Source organism: Ruegeria sp. HKCCD8929 (assembly GCF_013031405.1).
Classification (GTDB): Bacteria; Pseudomonadota; Alphaproteobacteria; order Rhodobacterales; family Rhodobacteraceae; genus Ruegeria.
Genome location: NZ_WPZY01000001.1, coordinates 178972 through 196998 on the forward strand (window position 1 = coordinate 178972; position 18027 = coordinate 196998).

16 protein-coding genes are annotated in these 18027 nt (G+C 63.1%); 8 read left to right on the forward strand and 8 right to left on the reverse strand.

From position 1 onward, the window contains the following. The first annotated feature begins 9 nt into the window (after positions 1 to 9). Together GOX53_RS00905 and GOX53_RS00910 are read left to right on the forward strand one after the other, a co-directional pair. Complete coding sequence (locus tag GOX53_RS00905; RefSeq protein ID WP_171173101.1) at positions 10 to 1035, forward strand: Ldh family oxidoreductase; 1026 nt, start codon at positions 10 to 12, stop codon at positions 1033 to 1035. A gap of 67 nt (positions 1036 to 1102) precedes the next feature. Next, positions 1103 to 2917 carry a BCCT family transporter gene (locus tag GOX53_RS00910; protein ID WP_171173102.1) on the forward strand — a complete coding sequence of 605 codons (1815 nt, stop codon included), beginning with the start codon at positions 1103 to 1105 and terminating at the stop codon, positions 2915 to 2917. 52 nt (positions 2918 to 2969) lie between these two features. On the opposite strand, the gene GOX53_RS00915 is transcribed toward GOX53_RS00910, so the two are convergent. From GOX53_RS00915 to GOX53_RS00950, 8 genes are all read right to left on the reverse strand, one after another. Then, on the reverse strand, positions 2970 to 3761 hold the full coding sequence (locus tag GOX53_RS00915) for a methyltransferase (RefSeq protein WP_171173103.1): 792 nt from the start codon (positions 3759 to 3761) through the stop codon (positions 2970 to 2972). Continuing rightward, positions 3758 to 4378 (reverse strand): pimeloyl-ACP methyl esterase BioG family protein, encoded by a 621-nt coding sequence (locus GOX53_RS00920; RefSeq protein ID WP_171173104.1) that lies wholly within the window; start codon positions 4376 to 4378, stop codon positions 3758 to 3760. The genes GOX53_RS00915 and GOX53_RS00920 overlap by 4 nt, the downstream gene beginning before the upstream one ends. Beyond that, positions 4375 to 5661, reverse strand: coding sequence for an adenosylmethionine--8-amino-7-oxononanoate transaminase (gene bioA, locus GOX53_RS00925; RefSeq protein ID WP_171173105.1), 1287 nt, complete (start codon positions 5659 to 5661; stop codon positions 4375 to 4377). The genes GOX53_RS00920 and bioA overlap by 4 nt, the downstream gene beginning before the upstream one ends. Beyond that, the gene (gene bioD, locus GOX53_RS00930; RefSeq protein WP_171173106.1) at positions 5658 to 6278 is read right to left on the reverse strand and encodes a dethiobiotin synthase; all 621 of its coding nucleotides are present in this window, start codon (positions 6276 to 6278) and stop codon (positions 5658 to 5660) included. The genes bioA and bioD overlap by 4 nt, the downstream gene beginning before the upstream one ends. Then, positions 6275 to 7405, reverse strand: coding sequence for an 8-amino-7-oxononanoate synthase (locus GOX53_RS00935; protein ID WP_171173107.1), 1131 nt, complete (start codon positions 7403 to 7405; stop codon positions 6275 to 6277). Before GOX53_RS00935 ends, bioD begins: the two co-directional genes overlap by 4 nt. Next, complete coding sequence (gene bioB, locus GOX53_RS00940; RefSeq protein WP_171173108.1) at positions 7402 to 8382, reverse strand: biotin synthase BioB; 981 nt, start codon at positions 8380 to 8382, stop codon at positions 7402 to 7404. The genes GOX53_RS00935 and bioB overlap by 4 nt, the downstream gene beginning before the upstream one ends. A 211-nt stretch (positions 8383 to 8593) precedes the next feature. Continuing rightward, positions 8594 to 10552: a bifunctional 2',3'-cyclic-nucleotide 2'-phosphodiesterase/3'-nucleotidase gene (locus GOX53_RS00945; protein ID WP_171173109.1), complete on the reverse strand. Its 1959-nt coding sequence runs from the start codon at positions 10550 to 10552 to the stop codon at positions 8594 to 8596. A 125-nt stretch (positions 10553 to 10677) separates the two neighbouring features. Beyond that, positions 10678 to 11793, reverse strand: coding sequence for a class I SAM-dependent RNA methyltransferase (locus tag GOX53_RS00950; protein WP_171173110.1), 1116 nt, complete (start codon positions 11791 to 11793; stop codon positions 10678 to 10680). Between the two features lie 302 nt (positions 11794 to 12095). Here GOX53_RS00950 and GOX53_RS00955 point away from each other — a divergent pair, with 302 nt between their 5' ends. Genes GOX53_RS00955 through nqrF form a run of 6 tightly spaced genes read left to right on the forward strand, consistent with a single transcriptional unit; the run spans position 12096 to position 17941 of the window. Then, complete coding sequence (locus GOX53_RS00955) at positions 12096 to 13439, forward strand: Na(+)-translocating NADH-quinone reductase subunit A (RefSeq protein ID WP_171173111.1); 1344 nt, start codon at positions 12096 to 12098, stop codon at positions 13437 to 13439. Positions 13440 to 13444: 5 nt separating this feature from the next. Beyond that, entirely contained in the window at positions 13445 to 14653 is a 1209-nt protein-coding gene (locus tag GOX53_RS00960) for an NADH:ubiquinone reductase (Na(+)-transporting) subunit B (protein WP_171173112.1), read from the forward strand. After that, the gene (locus GOX53_RS00965; protein ID WP_171173113.1) at positions 14646 to 15449 is read left to right on the forward strand and encodes a Na(+)-translocating NADH-quinone reductase subunit C; all 804 of its coding nucleotides are present in this window, start codon (positions 14646 to 14648) and stop codon (positions 15447 to 15449) included. Before GOX53_RS00960 ends, GOX53_RS00965 begins: the two co-directional genes overlap by 8 nt. Then, a complete protein-coding gene (locus GOX53_RS00970; RefSeq protein ID WP_171173114.1) occupies positions 15449 to 16102 on the forward strand; it encodes an NADH:ubiquinone reductase (Na(+)-transporting) subunit D in 654 nt (217 codons plus the stop codon). The genes GOX53_RS00965 and GOX53_RS00970 overlap by 1 nt, the downstream gene beginning before the upstream one ends. Beyond that, on the forward strand, positions 16102 to 16710 hold the full coding sequence (gene nqrE / locus GOX53_RS00975) for an NADH:ubiquinone reductase (Na(+)-transporting) subunit E (protein ID WP_171173115.1): 609 nt from the start codon (positions 16102 to 16104) through the stop codon (positions 16708 to 16710). Before GOX53_RS00970 ends, nqrE begins: the two co-directional genes overlap by 1 nt. A gap of 10 nt (positions 16711 to 16720) precedes the next feature. Beyond that, entirely contained in the window at positions 16721 to 17941 is a 1221-nt protein-coding gene (gene nqrF, locus GOX53_RS00980; protein WP_171173116.1) for an NADH:ubiquinone reductase (Na(+)-transporting) subunit F, read from the forward strand. The last annotated feature ends 86 nt before the right edge of the window (positions 17942 to 18027 follow it).

An 18027-nucleotide genomic window follows, 5' to 3' on the forward strand; every position in this document is an offset into this window, starting at 1 on the left:
GGCGCTGAGATGATCGAAACCCGAACCCTGTCCCTTGGTGAAATCGAGGACTTGTCGTTTCGCGCCCTCGTTACTGCCGGCACATCCGAAGCCAACGCGCGCCCCTTGGCGGCGGCTACAGCCGCGACCGAGGCGGATGGGGTGGCCAGCCACGGGCTCGCCTATATCCCGATCTATTGCGAACATGTGCAATGCGGCAAGGTGGACGGGCAGGCCAGGCCGGTCCTGTCGCAGCCGCGCCCGGGCGTCGTGACTGTCGATGCGGCCACCGGCTTTGCCCATTCCGCCATCGATCTGGGATTTGAAAAACTTATCCCGGCTGCGCGCGAACAGGGCGTTGCGGTTCTGGCCGTCCGCAACAGCTATAATTGCGGGGTGCTGGGCTATCACACCTATCGTCTGGCGCAGGCGGGGCTGGTTGGCTTGGGCTTTACCAACGCGCCCGCCTCGATTGCGCCGTCGGGCGGGTCGAAACCGGTGGTGGGCACCAATCCGTTTTCGATTGCCGCACCGGGCACCGACGGGCAGCCCGCAATCCTGATCGACCAAAGCGCCAGCATCATCGCAAAGAGCGAGGTGATGAAGCACGCGCGCGAGGGCAAGCCGATCCCGGTCGGCTGGGCGCTGGATGCGGATGGCAATCCGACCACCGATCCCAATGTGGGTCTCAAGGGCTCGATGGCGCCCTCGGGAGGATACAAGGGGGTCGGGGTCGCAATCCTTACCGAAATCATGGCCGCGGCACTGACCGGAGCGACCCTGGGGATACATGCCTCGCCGTTTTCAGGGACCGCGGGCGGACCGCCGAAAACCGGCCAATTCTTCATCGCAATCGACGCAAATGCGACGGCGGATGACGGTTTTGCTTCGGGTATTGCCGGTCTGGTGGAAGCGATCCGGGTTCAGGACGGCGCACATTTGCCCGGTGATGGCCGCCGGGAGAAGCGGCTGCAGGCCTGCGACCATGGCGTTGCCGTCAACACGGCGACGCTGGCCAGGATCGAGGCCATTCTGAATGAAACCGGCGGCAGCTGATCCGGGAACCCGCCGCCGGAGGAAATAATCCCGGACCAAGAGACACGTGCGAACAGGGAGGAAACACATGTCCGTCAAACAACCATTCACCGACTTGCAGATCCGAAGGGCTGCAAGCGGGTTCTATCAAGGCCACAGTCTGGAAATCGCGCTGCTCAGCAAGGGCATCATGGTTGCGCTGGTGATCTGGGCGCTGGTCTGGCCTGCCAATGCCAACGGCGTTCTGGGCAGCCTGAATTCCCGTCTGCTGGAGGGGTTCAATGCCTTCTACATTATCATCGTGGGCCTTTTCGCGTTCTTCCTGTTTGTTGTGGCAATGCTGCCTGGGACGGGCAAGCGGGTCATGGGCACGCCCGGAGAAAAGCCTGAATTTTCCGACTTTTCGTGGTTTTCCATGATGTTCGGTGCCGGTCTGGGTGTCGGACTGATGGTTTTCGCCACTGCCGAACCGCTGGGTCTGTGGGGGTCGAACCCGGTTGTGCTGTCTGGCGCGGTCGAGGCCAACACCGAAGGGGCCCTGCAATCGGGCTATCGCTACACCTTCCTGCACTACGGCTTCCACGCATGGTCCATCTATGTCGTGACGGGGCTGTCGCTGGCATATTACGCCTATACCCGTGACATGCCGCTGACCATCCGCACGGCGCTTACCCCGCTGTTTGGCCGGCTCATGAACGGTTTTCTGGGGCACGTCGTTGACGTTTTGGGCGTGGTTGCGACCATCCTTGGGGTGTCGGTGACCATCGGTTACGGCGTATCGCAGTTCATCGACGGCCTTTATGCCATCTCCGGCATGGATTGGATGATGGATCTGACCGGCGAAGTGCCCGCACCCAGCACGGTTGGTCTGCTTGCGGGTCTGATCGTCATCATGGGGCTTTCGATCGTCTCGGCGGTGTCGGGTGTCGGTCGCGGCGTGAAGTACCTGTCGAACCTCAACCTGGTGCTGTCGCTGATCCTGCTGTTGGTCTTTGTCGTGTTCGGCTCGTTCCTGTTTGCGATGACCACCTATGCAACCGCGTTCGTGGACTATGTCCTGCATTTCGTGTCGCTGAGCTTTGGCGCGTTCAACCCGCAGTCTACGGGTGATTTTGCGGCGGCACTGCCGAGCGAGGCAGCCCCTTATGCGGACGCGCTGCGTGGCGGTGCCACAAACGCCTGGGGCTCGTTCGACGGGTTCAAGTCGGGGCTCGAAGGTGATGCAGCCGCATTGCCCGACGAGGTACTGGCGGCCGCATACGCCGCAGGCGAGCCCGCGCGTCAGTTCGGCTGGCAGGCAGGCTGGACCACGTTCTACTGGGCATGGTGGATCGCGTTCTCGCCTTTTGTGGGTCTGTTCCTGGCCCGCATCTCCAAGGGCCGGTCCGTGCGCGAGTTCATCATCGGTTGCGTCTTTGCACCGGCCTTGGTCTGCTTTGCGTGGATGACCATCCTCGGTGGTACAGCCATTGATCTTGAACTGACCGGTGGGGCCGAGGGCGCCATCATCGGGGCGTCGAACACCGCCAAGCTGTTCGTGACGCTGCAGCAGATGATCTCGGGCGGGCTGCTGTCAGGCATCACCGTGATGTGCGTTGTGCTGATCATGACCTTCCTGGTCACATCGGCAGACTCGGGCATCCTGGTGATGAACACCATCATGTCGGGTGGTGACCAGAAGATCGGCAACAAGCACAAGATCATCTGGGGTCTGATCCTGACGGCGGTGATTGGTGCGCTGATCATGGCCGCGGGTGAGAACAACCCGATGGATGCGCTGCGCAACGCCATGATCATCGGCGCCCTGCCGTTCACCATGGTCATGGGGCTGATGTGCGTATCGCTGGCCAAAGCGCTCTACCGCGACGGCCTACGCGAAAAGGCGATGTCGCCGGCTGAATGACAAATTGCGACCGGGCAGTCCCTTCGGACTGCCCGGTTCTTTTGCGCTCATGTCATGATTGACGCCTCAGGTCATACGGGCGCTTGCGCGCAATGATCCAGACCGGGTGATAGGTCAGCGGAACCTGATCCGCGCGTCCGAAAGCTGCTCGATAGTCAGTGTCGAACCCGGCCAGATCCGCCCGGGTCCATGTCTTTGAAGCCTTTGCATTGACGCCCGTGTGCCGCAGATGCCGCAGGACATCGCGGGGCGTGTCGAACCACAGGCGGTGTGTCCTTTCCTGTGCGTCCAGAACCTCGAACCGGCCTGCATCAGTGGTTGGAATTGCGTCAGCCAACGCATCGGTGCCTCGAAGGCCCGGTGCCTGCGCTGCCGATCCAAGTGCTGCAAGTTCGCGGTACTGCGCGGGCCCGTAGCTCGACACAGCCAGCCAGCCGCCGGGGGCAAGGGCGTGCGCGGCGCGGGCCAAAAGCGCCTCCGGATCCTCCATCCACTGCAGGGTCGAGGCGGATGCGATCAGGTCCGGGGCTTCGGGCCAATCGATGATGCGCGCATCCCCGGGCAGGAACTCCGCGTCGACGGTGTCTGCAAGCTGAGCGGCGCTGGGGACGAGATCGTTCAGTGTCAGCGAGGCAATACGGAACCGGTCGCAGAGCGCATGGGTCAGGTGGCCGGTGCCGCAGCCGAATTCGAAGGCTTTCGCGAATCGCACAGGAGCGTCCAGATGCGCCAGCCGCCGGGCCAGCAGCTGCGCGATGCGCGCCTGCTGGGTGGCGCCGTTGTGGTAACTCTGAAAGCTGCGGGTGAAGCTGCGCTGCACGCGTTCGGCGGTCAGGGCATTCATGCGAACCATTCCTCCCATCTTTGCCCCGGTCTGAAAGGCTGGTGTGGCGTCGGGATGTGACGGATGGCGCCGGACTGTGCGGCCCATGCAGCCTCTTGCGCGGGGCGCGGAACGATCCGATCTCGTTCCGAGATCCAGATGCGGTCGAACGGGATCTCTGGCCCCGGGCCACGTGCGGCGATGGCGCGCAGTTCGGCCTGTGCTGCCGGGATGTCGATGTCGGGCGGTGCGCTCGGATGGCCCGCGCGGCGGCAGAATGTGGCGAAGCTGGTGGGGGAGAGACCGTCGGCGGTGGCCGCCACCGTTTCCGGCGCGATGCCCCGGGTCCGGTCGGCAGGGCAGGGCGTTCCGTTGACGGTAACGCGTCGTTCGGTGTGCAGGCCAGACCCGGCCAGCCAGTGCAGGGCTGAGGTGACGCCAAAGGAGTAGGCCATCAGTCGGACGTGATCGTATTGCGCGGTCTCGGGCAGATCCGCATCGATCTGCCGGTAGTCATCGACGAACAAAACGTCCGGCGCGCCGGTCAGCTCTTCGAAGGGTGCGGATCCAAGACCCCAGCCACCGAAGACCAGCGTCAACTCGGCTGAGCCGCCCCGTGCCAACCATTGCGTTCTCATGCATCCCCCCGCGCCAGATCGACCATGGCCGCGGTCACGCGGGACAGCTCGTCCGGTGCGATCACATAGGGCGGCATGCAATAGATGTTGCGGCCGAAGGGGCGCAGCCAGACGCCCGTTTCGGGCGCCCGCCGGTGCGCGACCTGTGGATCGACCGTGTCCCGCATCTCGATCACGCCGATGGCGCCCAGGACCCTCACATCCGCAACGCCCGGCAGGTCGCGGGCGGGGGCGAGCTCGTGCCGCATCTGGGCGTCGATCTGCGCAACCCGGTCCTGCCAGCCGCCATCTTCCAGCAGGCTGAGGCTTGCCACTCCGGCGGCGCAGGCCAGCGGGTTGGCCATGTAGGTGGGGCCGTGCATGAAGACGCCCGCCGCGCTTTCACCGATGCCGCGTGCAACCGTTTCGGTGGCGACGGTGACGGCAAAGGAGATGTGCCCGCCGGTCAGCGCCTTGCCGAGGCACAGGATATCCGGAGCGATGCCCGCATGATCCATCCCGAACAGGCGCCCAGTGCGGCCAAAGCCGGTGGCGATCTCGTCAAAGATCAGCAGGACATCATGCGCCTCGCACAGCGCTTTGGCGCTGCGCAGCCATTCGGGGTGGTAGAAATACATGCCGCCAGCGCCCTGAACCACCGGTTCGACGATCAGACCCGCGATCTGCGCGCCCTTTTCTTCGAGCAAGGCGGCCAGCGCTGCCATCCCGTTGCGTTCGGGCGCAGCGGGCCAGTCCTCACCCAGACGGATATCCGGGCGCGGCAGGAAATGCTGGATCGAAAGCGCTCCTCGGAACAGCCCATGCATGCCGTTGACCGGGTCGCAGACGCTCATCGCCTTCCATGTGTCGCCGTGATAGCCGCCCCGGATGGTGGCGAACTCAACCTTGCGGTCGCGGCCCATGGCCATCTGGTACTGCACCGCCATTTTCAGGGCGACCTCGACCGAGACCGAGCCGCTGTCGCAGTAGAACACGCGATCCAGCCCCTCGGGCAGGAGCCCGACCAGCTTTTGACCCAGTTCGATGGCCGGGGTATGGGTCAGCCCGCCGAACATCACATGCGGCAGCACATCCATCTGCCTGTGCATCGCAGCGGTGATTGCCGGGTGCCGGTGGCCGTGGATGGCGCACCACCACGAGGACATGGCGTCGATCATCCGCCCGCCGTCGTCGCGGGTCAGCCACACGCCCTCGGCCCCGGTGATCAGGTGCATGGGCCCCGGCTTGGCGACATTCGTGTAGGGGTGCCACAGGTGGCGGGCGTCGAAGTCGAGCGGGGTCATAGCGCCTCTCGGATGGTGCGGAAGTCGATCGCCTCGAAGGCGCGGGCGAGGGTGTCCGGCGTCAGCTCGGGCAAGGGCTCCAACCGTCCCAGATGGCGGGTGTCGCACATCTCGACGATGGTCTGCTCAACATCCGGTTCCGTCGCACCGCTGAAGGCGACGCCGACAACTGGGCACCCGGCGGCGCGCAGGGCCGAGAGGGACAGGGCGGTGTGGTTGATGGTGCCAAGCGCGGTGCGGGCGACTAGGATCACCGGTGCCTGCCAGCGTGCGAAAAGGTCGAGGTTGAACAGCTTGCGTGTCAGCGGCACCATGACCCCGCCTGCGCCTTCGACCACCAGCGGGCCGTTGGTTTGCGGCAGCGCGAGACGTTCGACGTCTATCTCGATGCCCATATCTTCGGCAGCGAGATGCGGTGAGGCGGGCATGTTCAAGCGGTAGGCTTCGGGCAGCACGCGGCAGCCCGACAGCGCGGCGACGGTTTCGGTGTCGGTGGCATCCTCAAGCCCCGCCTGCACGGGTTTCCAGTAGTCCGCGCCGAGGGCGGCGGCCAACCCTGCCGCAAAGACGGTCTTGCCCACACCGGTATCGGTGCCGGTGACGATCAAAGTGTTCATTCCGCCCCCATCTGCTGGTCTGCAATCGCCTGGAACAGGGCGGTTATGTCGTCTTCTCGGACATTGCCGGTGATCGAGACGCGCAGGCGTGCGGTGCCACGCGGAACCGTCGGCGGGCGGATGCCGCGTATGTCGAAGCCTTGCGACTGGAGGTCCTGTGCGCGGTCCATCGCGGCGCTGTCCGGCCCGATGATCACTGGGACGATCTGGCTTGCCGGGCCCCTGATCCCGCATAGCCGCTGTGCCTCGGACCAGGCGTGGTGCATGCGGTCCTGAGCGGCCTGCTGCAGTTCGGGGCGCACCTCCAACGCGCGCAGGGCGGCGCGCACCAGTGCGGCGTCGAAGGGGGAGGGGGCGGTGGCAAAGATGAACGGGCGGGCGCGGTTGATCAGCGTGTCGATCATGACCCGCGCGCCACAGATCAGCCCGCCGGAAACGCCCAGCCCCTTGCCGCAAGTGTGCAGTGTCAGCAACTCGGCATCCAGATCATGTGCGAGCCCGCGCCCCTGCGGCCCAAAAACGCTGGTTGCATGCGCCTCGTCGACGACCAGTACCGCATTCTCGGCGCGGGCGAGCGCGGCAAGCTCGGCCAAAGGCGCCAGATCGCCCTCCATCGAATAGATGCTTTCGACGGCGATCCAGACCTGTCCGGCGCCGCCCGCGCTGCGCCAATCCGCCAGAACTTGCCGCGCGCCAGCCACGTCATTGTGAGGAAAGGTGCGGGCTTCGGCGCGGCCCAGACGCATGCCCTCATGGGCGCTGGCATGGATCAGCGCATCGTGCAGCACCAGATCGCCTGCCGCCGGAAGCGTGGAGAAAATTGCCTGATTGGCCTGAAACCCGCCACCCATATAAAGGGCGGCCTCGGCTCCGAAGAACCCGGCGGCTTCCTCCTCCAACGCCTCATGCTCGGGATGATTGCCGCGCAACAGGCGCGAGCCGCCCGAGCCCACGGGCACGCCGCGATCCAGCGCCTGCCGGGCGGCATCCTGCAACAGCGCTGAACCCGACAGTCCGAGGTAGTCGTTGGAGGCGAAGTCCAGCCCCCGGCGCGGCGCGAGGCGGCGCAGGCGATGGCGCGCGGCCAAAGCCTCAAGTCCGCCGCCAAGCCGCGCGGCAACCGTCATTCGGCGGCTTCCTTGCAGGTGTGGCCCTCGGCGCGCATCGGCCGGATGCCGAGCTTGGCGAAGAGCGCCATGTCGGTGTCTTCCTCGGGGTTTTCGGCCGTCAGCAGCGTGTCGCCCACGAAGATCGAGTTGGCACCGGCAAAGAAACACATGGCCTGCATCTCGTCGCTCATCTCGCTGCGGCCTGCCGACAGGCGCACATGCGATGTAGGCATCATGATGCGGGCCAGCGCGATGATCCGGACAAAGGCGATCGGATCGAGCGGTTCGACATCCGCCAGCGGCGTGTCGGCCTGCGGCATCAGCATGTTGATCGGCACCGAATCCGGCGCCTCGGGCAGGTTGGCGAGCGTGACCAGCATGTCGATCCGGTCCGCATCTTCCTCGCCCATGCCCAGAATGCCGCCCGAGCACACCTTGATCCCGGCCTCACGGACGCGGTTCAGCGTGTCGATCCGGTCGCCGAAGGTGCGGGTGGTGATGACCTTGGAGTAGTACCGCTCGGAGGTGTCGATATTGTGGTTGTAGTAATCCAGCCCGGCGTCGCGCAACTGCACCACCTGAGTGTCGTCCAGCATGCCCAGCGTCATACAGGTTTCCATCCCCATGGCCTTGACGCCCTCGACCATCGCTACCAGCGCGTCCATGTCGCGCGTTTTCGGCTCGCGCCAGGCGGCGCCCATGCAATAGCGCGTGGCGCCAGCCTCGCGCGCCTTGCGCGCCTCGCTCAGCACGCGCTCGACCTCGATCAGCTTGGAGGCGGAGAGTTTGGAGCCGTTCCGGGCCGATTGCGAGCAATAGGCGCAATCCTCGGCGCAGCCGCCGGTCTTGATCGAGAGCAGTTTCGACATTTGCACTTCGTTTGGGTCGAAATTGGCGCGATGCACCGTCTGCGCCTGATTGAGCAGGTCCATCAGCGGCATGTCGTGGAGCTTTTGAGCGGCCTCGCGGGTCCAGTTGGGTGAGTCTTTTGTCATTTTATAGATAAAATCTCGCGTCCATCATGATTACTCGAATCTTTATCTATAAAAAATATCGAGAGCAATGCGGCAATACTGACCAAGGCTTTTATAGCGAGATCAGCGTGTTAGATGGATTGCCGCGTTGCCCAACGCAAATCGGGGCGACTTGCCGAGGCCACCCCGATGTGCCGGGGACGGCAATGCCGCCCATCCTTGATAAGGCGCATCAAAGCGTGATGCGGAACCGCGCGAACCCGTCGGGGCCGTCGCCTGCGCGCTCGATCTGCATGCCCTCCAACTGATCCATATAGTCCTCGGCCTTGGGTCCGGTGTCGAACAATACCGAGGTGCCGTCCAGCGGTGCAAATCGCCAGTTGCTGTCTGCACGCGGACTGATTGTGCCCTGCTCGACGATGTAGCGCACGATCACGTCGCGGTTGGTGTCGGGGCCTTCGAACACGGTGGTCTCGGGCGAAGCGCCCGGGAAGTTGCCGCCGCCGCCTGCGCGGTAATTGTTGGTGGCGATGATGAACTGCTGATCCGGGTCGACGGGCTGGCCATCGTAGGTCAGGTTCACAATGCGGCTGGCCTCGGGATTGATGAGATTGCCTTTGGGATCGTATTTCGACGGCTGCGAAAGGTCGATCTGGTACTCGACCCCGTCGATCACGTCGAAATTGTAGGACGGGAATTCGGGGTTCAGCAGCACCACATTCTGCGCGCCGGGCTCGACCTGATTGAATATGCCGGCAGAGCGTTCCAGCCAGTCCTTGACCTGTGCGCCGCTGACCAGAACCGCACGGGCGGTGTTGGGGTAGAGGTAGAGATCGGCCACGTTCTTGATTGCCACATCGCCTTTAGGAACATCGGTGAAATACTCAGGCCCGCCGCGCCCACCGGCCTTGAAGGGGGCAGCCGCAGAGAGGATCGGCAAACCTTCGTGTTCGGTGCCGGTCATCATCTGTCCGATGTACCAGGTCTGTGCGATCGAGACGATCTGCACCGACGGGTCGTCGGCGACCAGCGCAAAGTAGCTGTGCAGGGGCGCGTCGGTCTTGCCCACCGCGCGGCGGACATAGGCCAGGGTCTGGTCATGTTCGGCCTGCACCGACTCCAGCACTTTCTGGTCGCTTTCGACCAGAGCGGTGATCGAGCGATCCTCGTTGCGTTTCGAGATCGGCCGCGCCTCGGAGGTATGGCTGACGATGCGCCATGCGCCGCCCTCGTGTTCCAGCATCAGATCCACCAGCCCTAGATGACTGCCCCAGAAGCCGCCCATGGCCGCCGGTTTGCCCATGATGGTTCCGGCGGCGGCATCGACCCCTGCGGCGCCCTCATAGTCCGGGCCGGGGAAGACGCGGTGGTGGTGGCCGGTCAGAATGGCGTCGATTCCGTCGACACCCGCCAGGGGGACCGAGGCGTTCTCCATCCCGTCGCTCGCATCGGCCGCGCCAATGCCCGAATGGGACAGGGCGATGATGATGTCGGCGCCTTGTTCCTTGATCTGCGGCACATAGGCCTGTGCGGTCTGCACGATGTCGCGGGCCTGCACGTTGCCCTCAAGGTGCCGCCGGTCCCAGTTCATGATTTGCGGCGGCACGAAGCCGATCAGCCCGATCCTGATCGGATGCTGAGTGCCCGAACCATCGGTGACGGTGTGGTCAAGGATGACGTAGGGCGGGATGAGCGTCGTGTCCTGGGTCGGATCGCTGCCCATTTCCTTGACCACATTGGCCGATACCACCGGGAAATTCGCGCCGTTGAGCGACTTCATCAGGAAATCGAGGCCATAGTTGAACTCATGATTGCCCAGCGTCGAGGCGTCGAAATTCAGCGTGTTCATGGCCTGAATGATGGGGTGCATGTCCCCATCCTTCATGCCGCGCTCATAGGCGATATAGTCGCCCATCGGGTTGCCCTGCAGGAAATCGCCATTGTCGATCAGCAGTGAGTTCGTTGCCTCGGCCCGGATGTCGTTGATGAGGCTCGCGGTGCGCGCCAGACCCACCGTGTCGCGCGGTTTGTCGGCGTAGTAGTCATAGGGGAACACATGCACATGCAGGTCGGTCGTTTCCATGATGCGTAGATGTGCCTGATTGCCCGCGGCACGGATCGAAAACGGGTGCAGCGCGATGAGCCCGGCGGAGCCTGCGATGAAGTTGCGGCGATTGAGTGTGAGGGGCATGTCGAGATCCTCCAGAATCTGTATGCCCCTCTTATAGCACGGTCTTTGTAACGATGAGACGGTGGCGTCGCTTGAGCGGCGGACCGGGGAAGGCCGTCGCAAATGCGCGGGTTTATAGCGGGTTTTCAGGCAAGCGGATCGGTTCGGAACAAACGGATCTTGGTGCCGCCGTGATCCACCACCGGGCCGGGTGGCAGCAGCGGCAGACGTGTTGCGCGGGCCAAACCGGGGGTCGTCGTCACGATCCCAACGCGCCAGCCCCGGAAATTCTGGGCAAGCGTTTTACCGAGTGCGCCGTAGAGTGAACGCAGGCGCTTTTCGTCTCCGATCCGGGCGCCGTAAGGCGGGTTCACGATGACCAGACCGGGCGGGCCATCGGGGGCCTTGAGATCGCTGACGACGCGGTGCTGAAACCGGGTGAGCCCGTCCACTCCGGCGCGGGTCGCGTTGGTGCGGCTGGCCTCGATCGCGCCGGTGTTGCGGTCTGAGCCGTGGAACGTGATGTCGGTGTCGCGCCGGGTGTCGGCGCTGCGCATCGCGTTCCACGCGGCGGCATCGAATGAGGCGAGCTGTTCAAAGGCAAAGCTGCGGGACCGGCCGGGGTTGAGGCCAAGCGCGATCTCGGCGGCCTCGATGACAAAAGTGCCCGAGCCGCACATCGGGTCCAGCACCGGCTCGGACCCGGCAAACCCGCATTCGCGAAGGAACATCGCCGCCATGGTTTCGCGCATGGGGGCTTTGGCAACCGCTTCTTTGTGGCCGCGTTTGTGTAGTGGCTCGCCCGAGGTGTCGAGCGAAAAGGTGCAGAGGTCCTTTTCGATCCGCAGCATTACCCGCAGACTGGATTCCGACGAAATCTGTGCGCCGAGTGTTTCGGTAATCGCGGTCTCAATCCGCTGACGGGCGGCACCTGCGTGGTAGATGCGGGACTTGCGGCAGGTGGCCTCGACCTTCACCGAAACATCGGGGCGCAGGAAGTCGGCCCATGGAAACTTGCGGGCGCGCTTGTCGAGCTGGGCCAGATGCACCGCCGGGAAAGAGCCGATACGCACCAGAACCTTGTTGGCGCCGCGCAACTCCAGATTGGCGCGCCACACTTCGGACCAGCCGCCCCGGCAGGTGACACCGCCGGGCACCTTGCGGGCGCCGACAAAGCCCTTTTCCGCGGCCTCGGCGCATAACGGCACCTCAAGGCCGGGCGTGGCCACCAGAAAAATCTCGAACGCGTCCGTCTTGCTCATGACCGTTGCATATACGGGCGTCGCGGTAGGGGCGACAGGTTTTCGGCCCCGGGCAGGATTATTGCGCGAAATTGCGACACCTCGTCCAAAAGTGACCTTTGGCCGTCTGTTTGAGCGGTAACAGGTTTGCCTTTATCCGTGTCGCCGCGTAAACGGTCGTCTAACCGGAGTGGCCCTTGCGGATTCCCGCCGATTTCTGGCGGATTTGCCGGGGCGTTGGCCAGAGCTTCCGGGTATTTGCTTTGTAAAAGCATCCAGTAGGAACGCACCGCCACGGAAATGGGGCTCGAAAACGTAGCGACATGCAGACTTTCAAACTGAAAAAGGGGCTGGACCTGCCGGTTGCAGGCGCGCCTGAACAGAAAATCCACCCGGGGCCCGAGTTTGGGACGGTTGCGGTGCTGGGCGCCGACTATCTCGGTCTGAAACCGCGCATGCTGGTGCAGGAAGGCGATGAGGTACAGCGCGGCACGCCGCTTTTCTGTCACAAGGACGCGCCGGACGCGATGATGGTCGCCCCGATGAGCGGCAAGGTGGTCGCGATCAACCGGGGCGCGCGGCGGGTGCTGCAGAGCGTGGTGATCGAGGTTGGTGATTTCAACGATACCGGCGTGGATTTCTCGGGCGTGGGCGACGCCGAAACCGCCGAGGGCATGACCACGAAACTGTGTGCCGCAGGCCTGTGGACCGCGTTGCGCACGCGGCCCTATTCCAAGATGCCGGTGCCCGGCGAGGCGCCGCTGGCGATCTATGTGACCGCGATGGACAGCGAGCCGCTGGCCGGGGATGCGGCGCTGATTATCGGCGAAGAAGAACTGGCTTTTACTGCCGGTCTGGGCGCACTCTCGAAGCTGACCGAGGGCAAGACCTATCTCTGCCACAAAGAGGGTGACAGCCTGCCTGGCGGCGATCTGCCCGGGGTCGAGGCGGCGGCCTTTGCGGGCCCGCATCCGGCCGGTCTGGCGGGCACCCATATCCATTTCTTGCAGCCTCCCACGGCGGAAACGCAGGTCTGGACCATCGGCTATCAGGACGTGATCGTCATCGGGCGTCTGGTGCTGACCGGCCATCTGGACCCCAATATCGTCGTGGCTCTGTCGGGGCCAGCCGCGCGCCAGCCGCGCCTGATCCGCACCGTCATGGGCGCCTCGACCGAGGATTTGACCCGGGACGAGATCGACGCGGACGGTCCGGTGCGGGTGATCTCGGGTTCGATCTTGTCGGGACGCCATGCGGATGGGCCGTTTGGCTATCTGAGCCGTTTTGCCCGCCAGATCACCATCATCCGCGAGGATAGTGGGCAGATCCCGATGGGCTGGATTCGCCCGATGCCGTCAAAATACGCGGTGCAGCCGGTGCTGGGCTCGGCGTTCGCCAAGAAGCTCTATGCGCTGACCAGCAATCTCAACGGTGGCCGCCGTGCCATGGTGCCGACCGGCACGTTCGAAGAGCTGATGCCGCAGGACTACCTGCCGACTCAGCTTTTGCGCGCGCTGCTGGTGATGGACACCGACACCGCGCAGGCGCTGGGTGCGCTAGAGCTGGACGAAGAGGATCTGGGCCTTGTCGGCTTTGCCTGTCCGGCCAAATACGAATACGGGCTCGCGCTCCGCGACTGCCTGACCAAGATTGAAAAGGAGGGCTGAGCCGGATGGGTTTGCGCAGCTTCTTTGACCGGATCGAGCCGCACTTCACCAAGGGTGGCCGGTACGAGAAACTCTTTCCCGTCTACGAGATGGTCGAGAGCTTTATCTACACGCCGAAAACCGTCACCACCGTGGCGCCGCATGCCCGGTCCTACGTGGATATGAAGCGGATCATGACCTATGTGGTCATCGCGACGATCCCCTGCATCTTGTGGGGCATGTGGAATACCGGTTATCAGGCCAATTCGGCGATTGCCGCATTGGGCCCGGAGTCGGCCACGGGCTGGCGGATCGCCCTGTTGCAGATGTTTGGCATCTCGCTGGACTCGGCGAGCATCTTTGGCAACGTGATGCACGGATTGCTCTATTTCCTGCCGATCTACATCGTCACACTGGTGGCCGGGGGTATCTTCGAGGTTATCTTTGCCACCGTGCGCGGGCACGAGGTAAACGAAGGTTTCCTTGTCACGTCAATGCTCTATGCCCTGATCATGCCGGCCACTGCGCCGCTGTGGCAGGTGGCCTTGGGGATCATCTTCGGCGTCGTGATTGGCAAGGAAGTCTTTGGCGGCACCGGCAAGAACTTCCTCAACCCGGCGCTTGTGGGTCGGGCCTTTCTGTATTTCGCCTATCCCGCCGACATGTCGGGCGATGCCATCTGGACCCCGGTCGACGGGTTCTCGGGCGCGACGGCGCTGGCGGTGTCGGCAGCGGATGGCTATCAGGCGCTGGCCGCCGATGGCATCACCTGGTGGAGCGCGTTCTACGGCACCATTCAGGGCAGCTTCGGCGAGACCTCGACGCTGGCCTGCATCATCGGGCTGGCCTTTCTGCTGGTCACCAAGATCGCGAATTATCGCCTGATCGTGGGCTGTCTGGCGGGCACGATCGTGTTTACGTGGCTGTTGAATCTGATCGGGTCGGACACCAACCCGATGTTCGCCTTGCCGTGGTATTGGCACATCGTGCTGGGCGGTTATGCCTTTGGTCTGGCCTTCATGGTGACCGAGCCGGTGTCGGCCAGCCACACCAACATGGGGCGCTATATCTATGGCGCGCTGATCGGTGTCATGGTTGTGTTGATCCGGGTCGTGAACCCAGCTTTCCCCGAAGGCATGATGCTGGCAATCCTGTTCGGGAACGTCTTTGCCCCGCTGATCGACCATTTCGTCGTGCAGGCCAATATCAAACGGAGGGCGCGTCGCCATGTCTGACACGCAGAACAAGGGCCTTATCGCCCGGTTCCTGGCAGCCTCGCCGGACTCGGTTGGCAAGACGATCATCGTCGCAGTTGCGGTATGTCTTGTGGCCTCGATGATCGTTTCGGCAGCGGCGGTCAGCCTGCGCCCGGTGCAGGAGGCCAACAAGCTCAAGGACAAGCAGGTGAACATCCTACAGGTGGCGGGAGTCTACGAGCCCGGCATCAACGTGGGCGAGGCCTTTGCCGCGTTCGAGCCGCAGGTGCTGGAACTGGAAAGCGGCGCGTTCACGGATCAGTTCGATGCAGCAACCTTTGACGATCTGGCCGCGGCCAGCGATCCTGAGTTGAGCGTCGCCCTTGCCGACGATCCTGCGGGTATTGGCCGCAAGGCGAAGTATCGCGTGATCTATCTGCTGCGCGACGACGCGGGCGGGCTGGACAAGGTGATCCTGCCGATCCACGGCTACGGGCTGTGGTCCACGCTCTATGGCTTCATCGCGCTTGAGGCCAATGGCAACGATATCTACGGCCTGCAATTCTATCAGCATGGCGAAACCCCGGGCCTTGGCGCCGAGGTGGACAACCCGCGCTGGAAGACCCTGTGGCAGGGCAAGCGGCTGCATGACGATGCGGGTAATCTGCAGATCACCGTCGCCAGGTCGCAGCCCGCCGCCGGTGCCGATCACCATATCGACGGGCTGGCCGGAGCGACGCTGACCACGGTTGGTGTCGACAACCTGGTGAAATTCTGGATGGGCGATCAGGGATACGCCCCGTTCCTGGCGAAACTGCAAGCGGGAGAGATCTGATGTCCCAGACCAAGAAAGAGCTGTTGGTCGATCCACTTGTCGACAACAACCCGATCACGCTGCAGGTGCTGGGCATCTGTTCGGCGCCGGCGGTGACCTCGTCGTTGCAGGTGGCGTTCGTCATGGCGCTGGCGGTGACCTTCGTAACTGGCTTTGCGTCGATGTTCATCTCGATCCTGCGCAACCAGATCCCCGGCTCGATCCGGATCATTGTACAGATGGTGATCATCGCCTCGCTGGTGATCCTGGTGGACCAGATCCTGAAGGCATACGCCTTCCAGATCTCGAAAACCCTGTCGGTCTTCGTGGGCCTGATCATTACCAACTGCATCGTGATGGGCCGCGCCGAGGCCTTTGCAATGAAAAACCCGCCTATGGCGTCCTTCATTGACGGTGTCGGCAACGGGATGGGTTATGGCCTGATCCTGCTGTTGGTGGGTTTCATTCGCGAATTGTTCGGCGCCGGGTCGCTGTTCGGTGTCACCATTCTGGAGACCGTGAACAACGGTGGCTGGTATGTGCCCAACGGCATGCTGCTGCTGCCGCCTTCGGCGTTCTTTATCATCGGTCTGATCATCTGGGCCTTCCGCACGTGGAAGCCGGACCAGATCGAAGAACGTGAATACAAGATCCAGTCGGTGGAGGCGCACTGATGGAAGGGCTCATCTCGCTGGCCGTCAAGGCCATCTTTGTCGAAAACCTGGCGCTCAGCTTCTTCCTCGGCATGTGTACCTTCATCGCGGTGTCGAAAAAGATCTCGACCGCGCTGGGCCTGGGGATTTCGGTGATGGTCGTGCAGGCGATCACCGTGCCGACGAACAACCTGTTGCTGACCTACCTGCTGAAACCGGGCGCGCTGGCCTGGGCCGGGTTCCCGGATGTGGATCTGACCTTTCTCGGACTGATTTCCTATATCGGTGTGATCGCGGCGATGGTGCAGATCCTGGAGATGATCCTCGACAAGTACTTCCCGCCGCTCTACAACGCGCTGGGGATCTTCCTGCCACTGATCACTGTGAACTGCGCCATTCTTGGCGGGTCGCTCTTCATGGTGGAACGCGACTATAACTTTGCCGAGGCGGCGACCTATGGTTTGTCCTCCGGCTTTGGCTGGGCGCTGGCCATCACCGCGATGGCGGGCGTGCGCGAAAAGCTGAAATATTCGGACATTCCGGACGGGCTGCAGGGCCTTGGTATCACCTTCATCACCGCGGGGCTGATGGCGATGGCCTTCATGTCCTTCTCGGGCGTCAAACTGTAAGGGGGCGGGAATGGAAACTTTCAGTCTTGGGGTCGCCCTCTTTACCCTGATCGTTCTGGCGCTGGTGGCCATCATCATGATGGCCCGCTCGCGGTTGGTCTCGACCGGCAACGTCAACATCACCATCAACGGTGAGAAGACCATCTCGGTCCCTGCGGGGGGCAAGCTGCTGCAGACGCTGGCCGCCGAGAAACTGTTCGTGCCGTCGGCCTGCGGCGGCGGTGGGACCTGCGCGCAATGCCGCGTGCGTGTGCATTCGGGCGGCGGTTCGATCCTGCCGACCGAGGAAAGTCATATCACCAAGCGTGAAGCCTCCTGCGGTGACCGCCTGTCCTGTCAGGTTGCGGTCAAGCAGGACATGGATATCGAGGTTCCCGAAGAGGTATTCGGCGTCAAGAAATGGGAATGCACCGTCCGGTCGAACGACAATGTGGCGACCTTTATCAAAGCGCTGACGCTGGACCTGCCCGAGGGCGAGGACGTGAACTTCCGCGCCGGCGGTTACATCCAGATCGAAGCGCCCGCGCACCAGCTGTCCTATACCGATTTCGACGTTCAGGAGGAGTATCGCGAGGATTGGGACAAGTTCAATCTGTGGCAATACAAGTCCGTAGTGGCCGAACCGATCGAACGCGCCTATTCGATGGCGAACTACCCCGAAGAGCGCGGCATGATCATGCTGAACGTCCGCGTGGCCTCACCGCCGCCGGGGTCGGAAGGCATCCCGCCGGGTCAGATGTCGTCCTACATCTTCTACCTGAAACCGGGCGACAAGGTCACGATCTCGGGTCCGTTTGGCGAGTTCTTCGCCCGAGACACGGAGAAGGAGATGGTGTTCATCGGCGGTGGCGCCGGCATGGCACCGATGCGCAGCCACATCTTCGACCAGCTCAAGCGGCTGGGCTCCAAACGCAAGATTTCGTTCTGGTATGGTGCGCGTTCGAAGAAAGAGATGTTCTTTGTCGAGGATTTCGACACGCTGGCCGCCGAAAACCCGAATTTCGAATGGCACGTGGCACTGAGCGACCCACAGCCGGACGACGATTGGGATGGCTACACCGGGTTCATTCACAACGTTCTGTTCGAGGAATACCTCAAGAACCACCCCGCGCCTGAGGATTGTGAATTCTACATGTGCGGGCCGCCGATCATGAACCAGTCGGTCATCAACATGCTGCTGGATCTGGGCGTGGACCGCGAAGACATCATGCTCGACGATTTTGGCGGGTAAGTAATCGGAAACCGGCGCACTTGTGCCGGTTTTCTGTTGGCATCAAGGCCCGGTTTCGGGCCATGTCGCTTTCTGCAATCCGATAT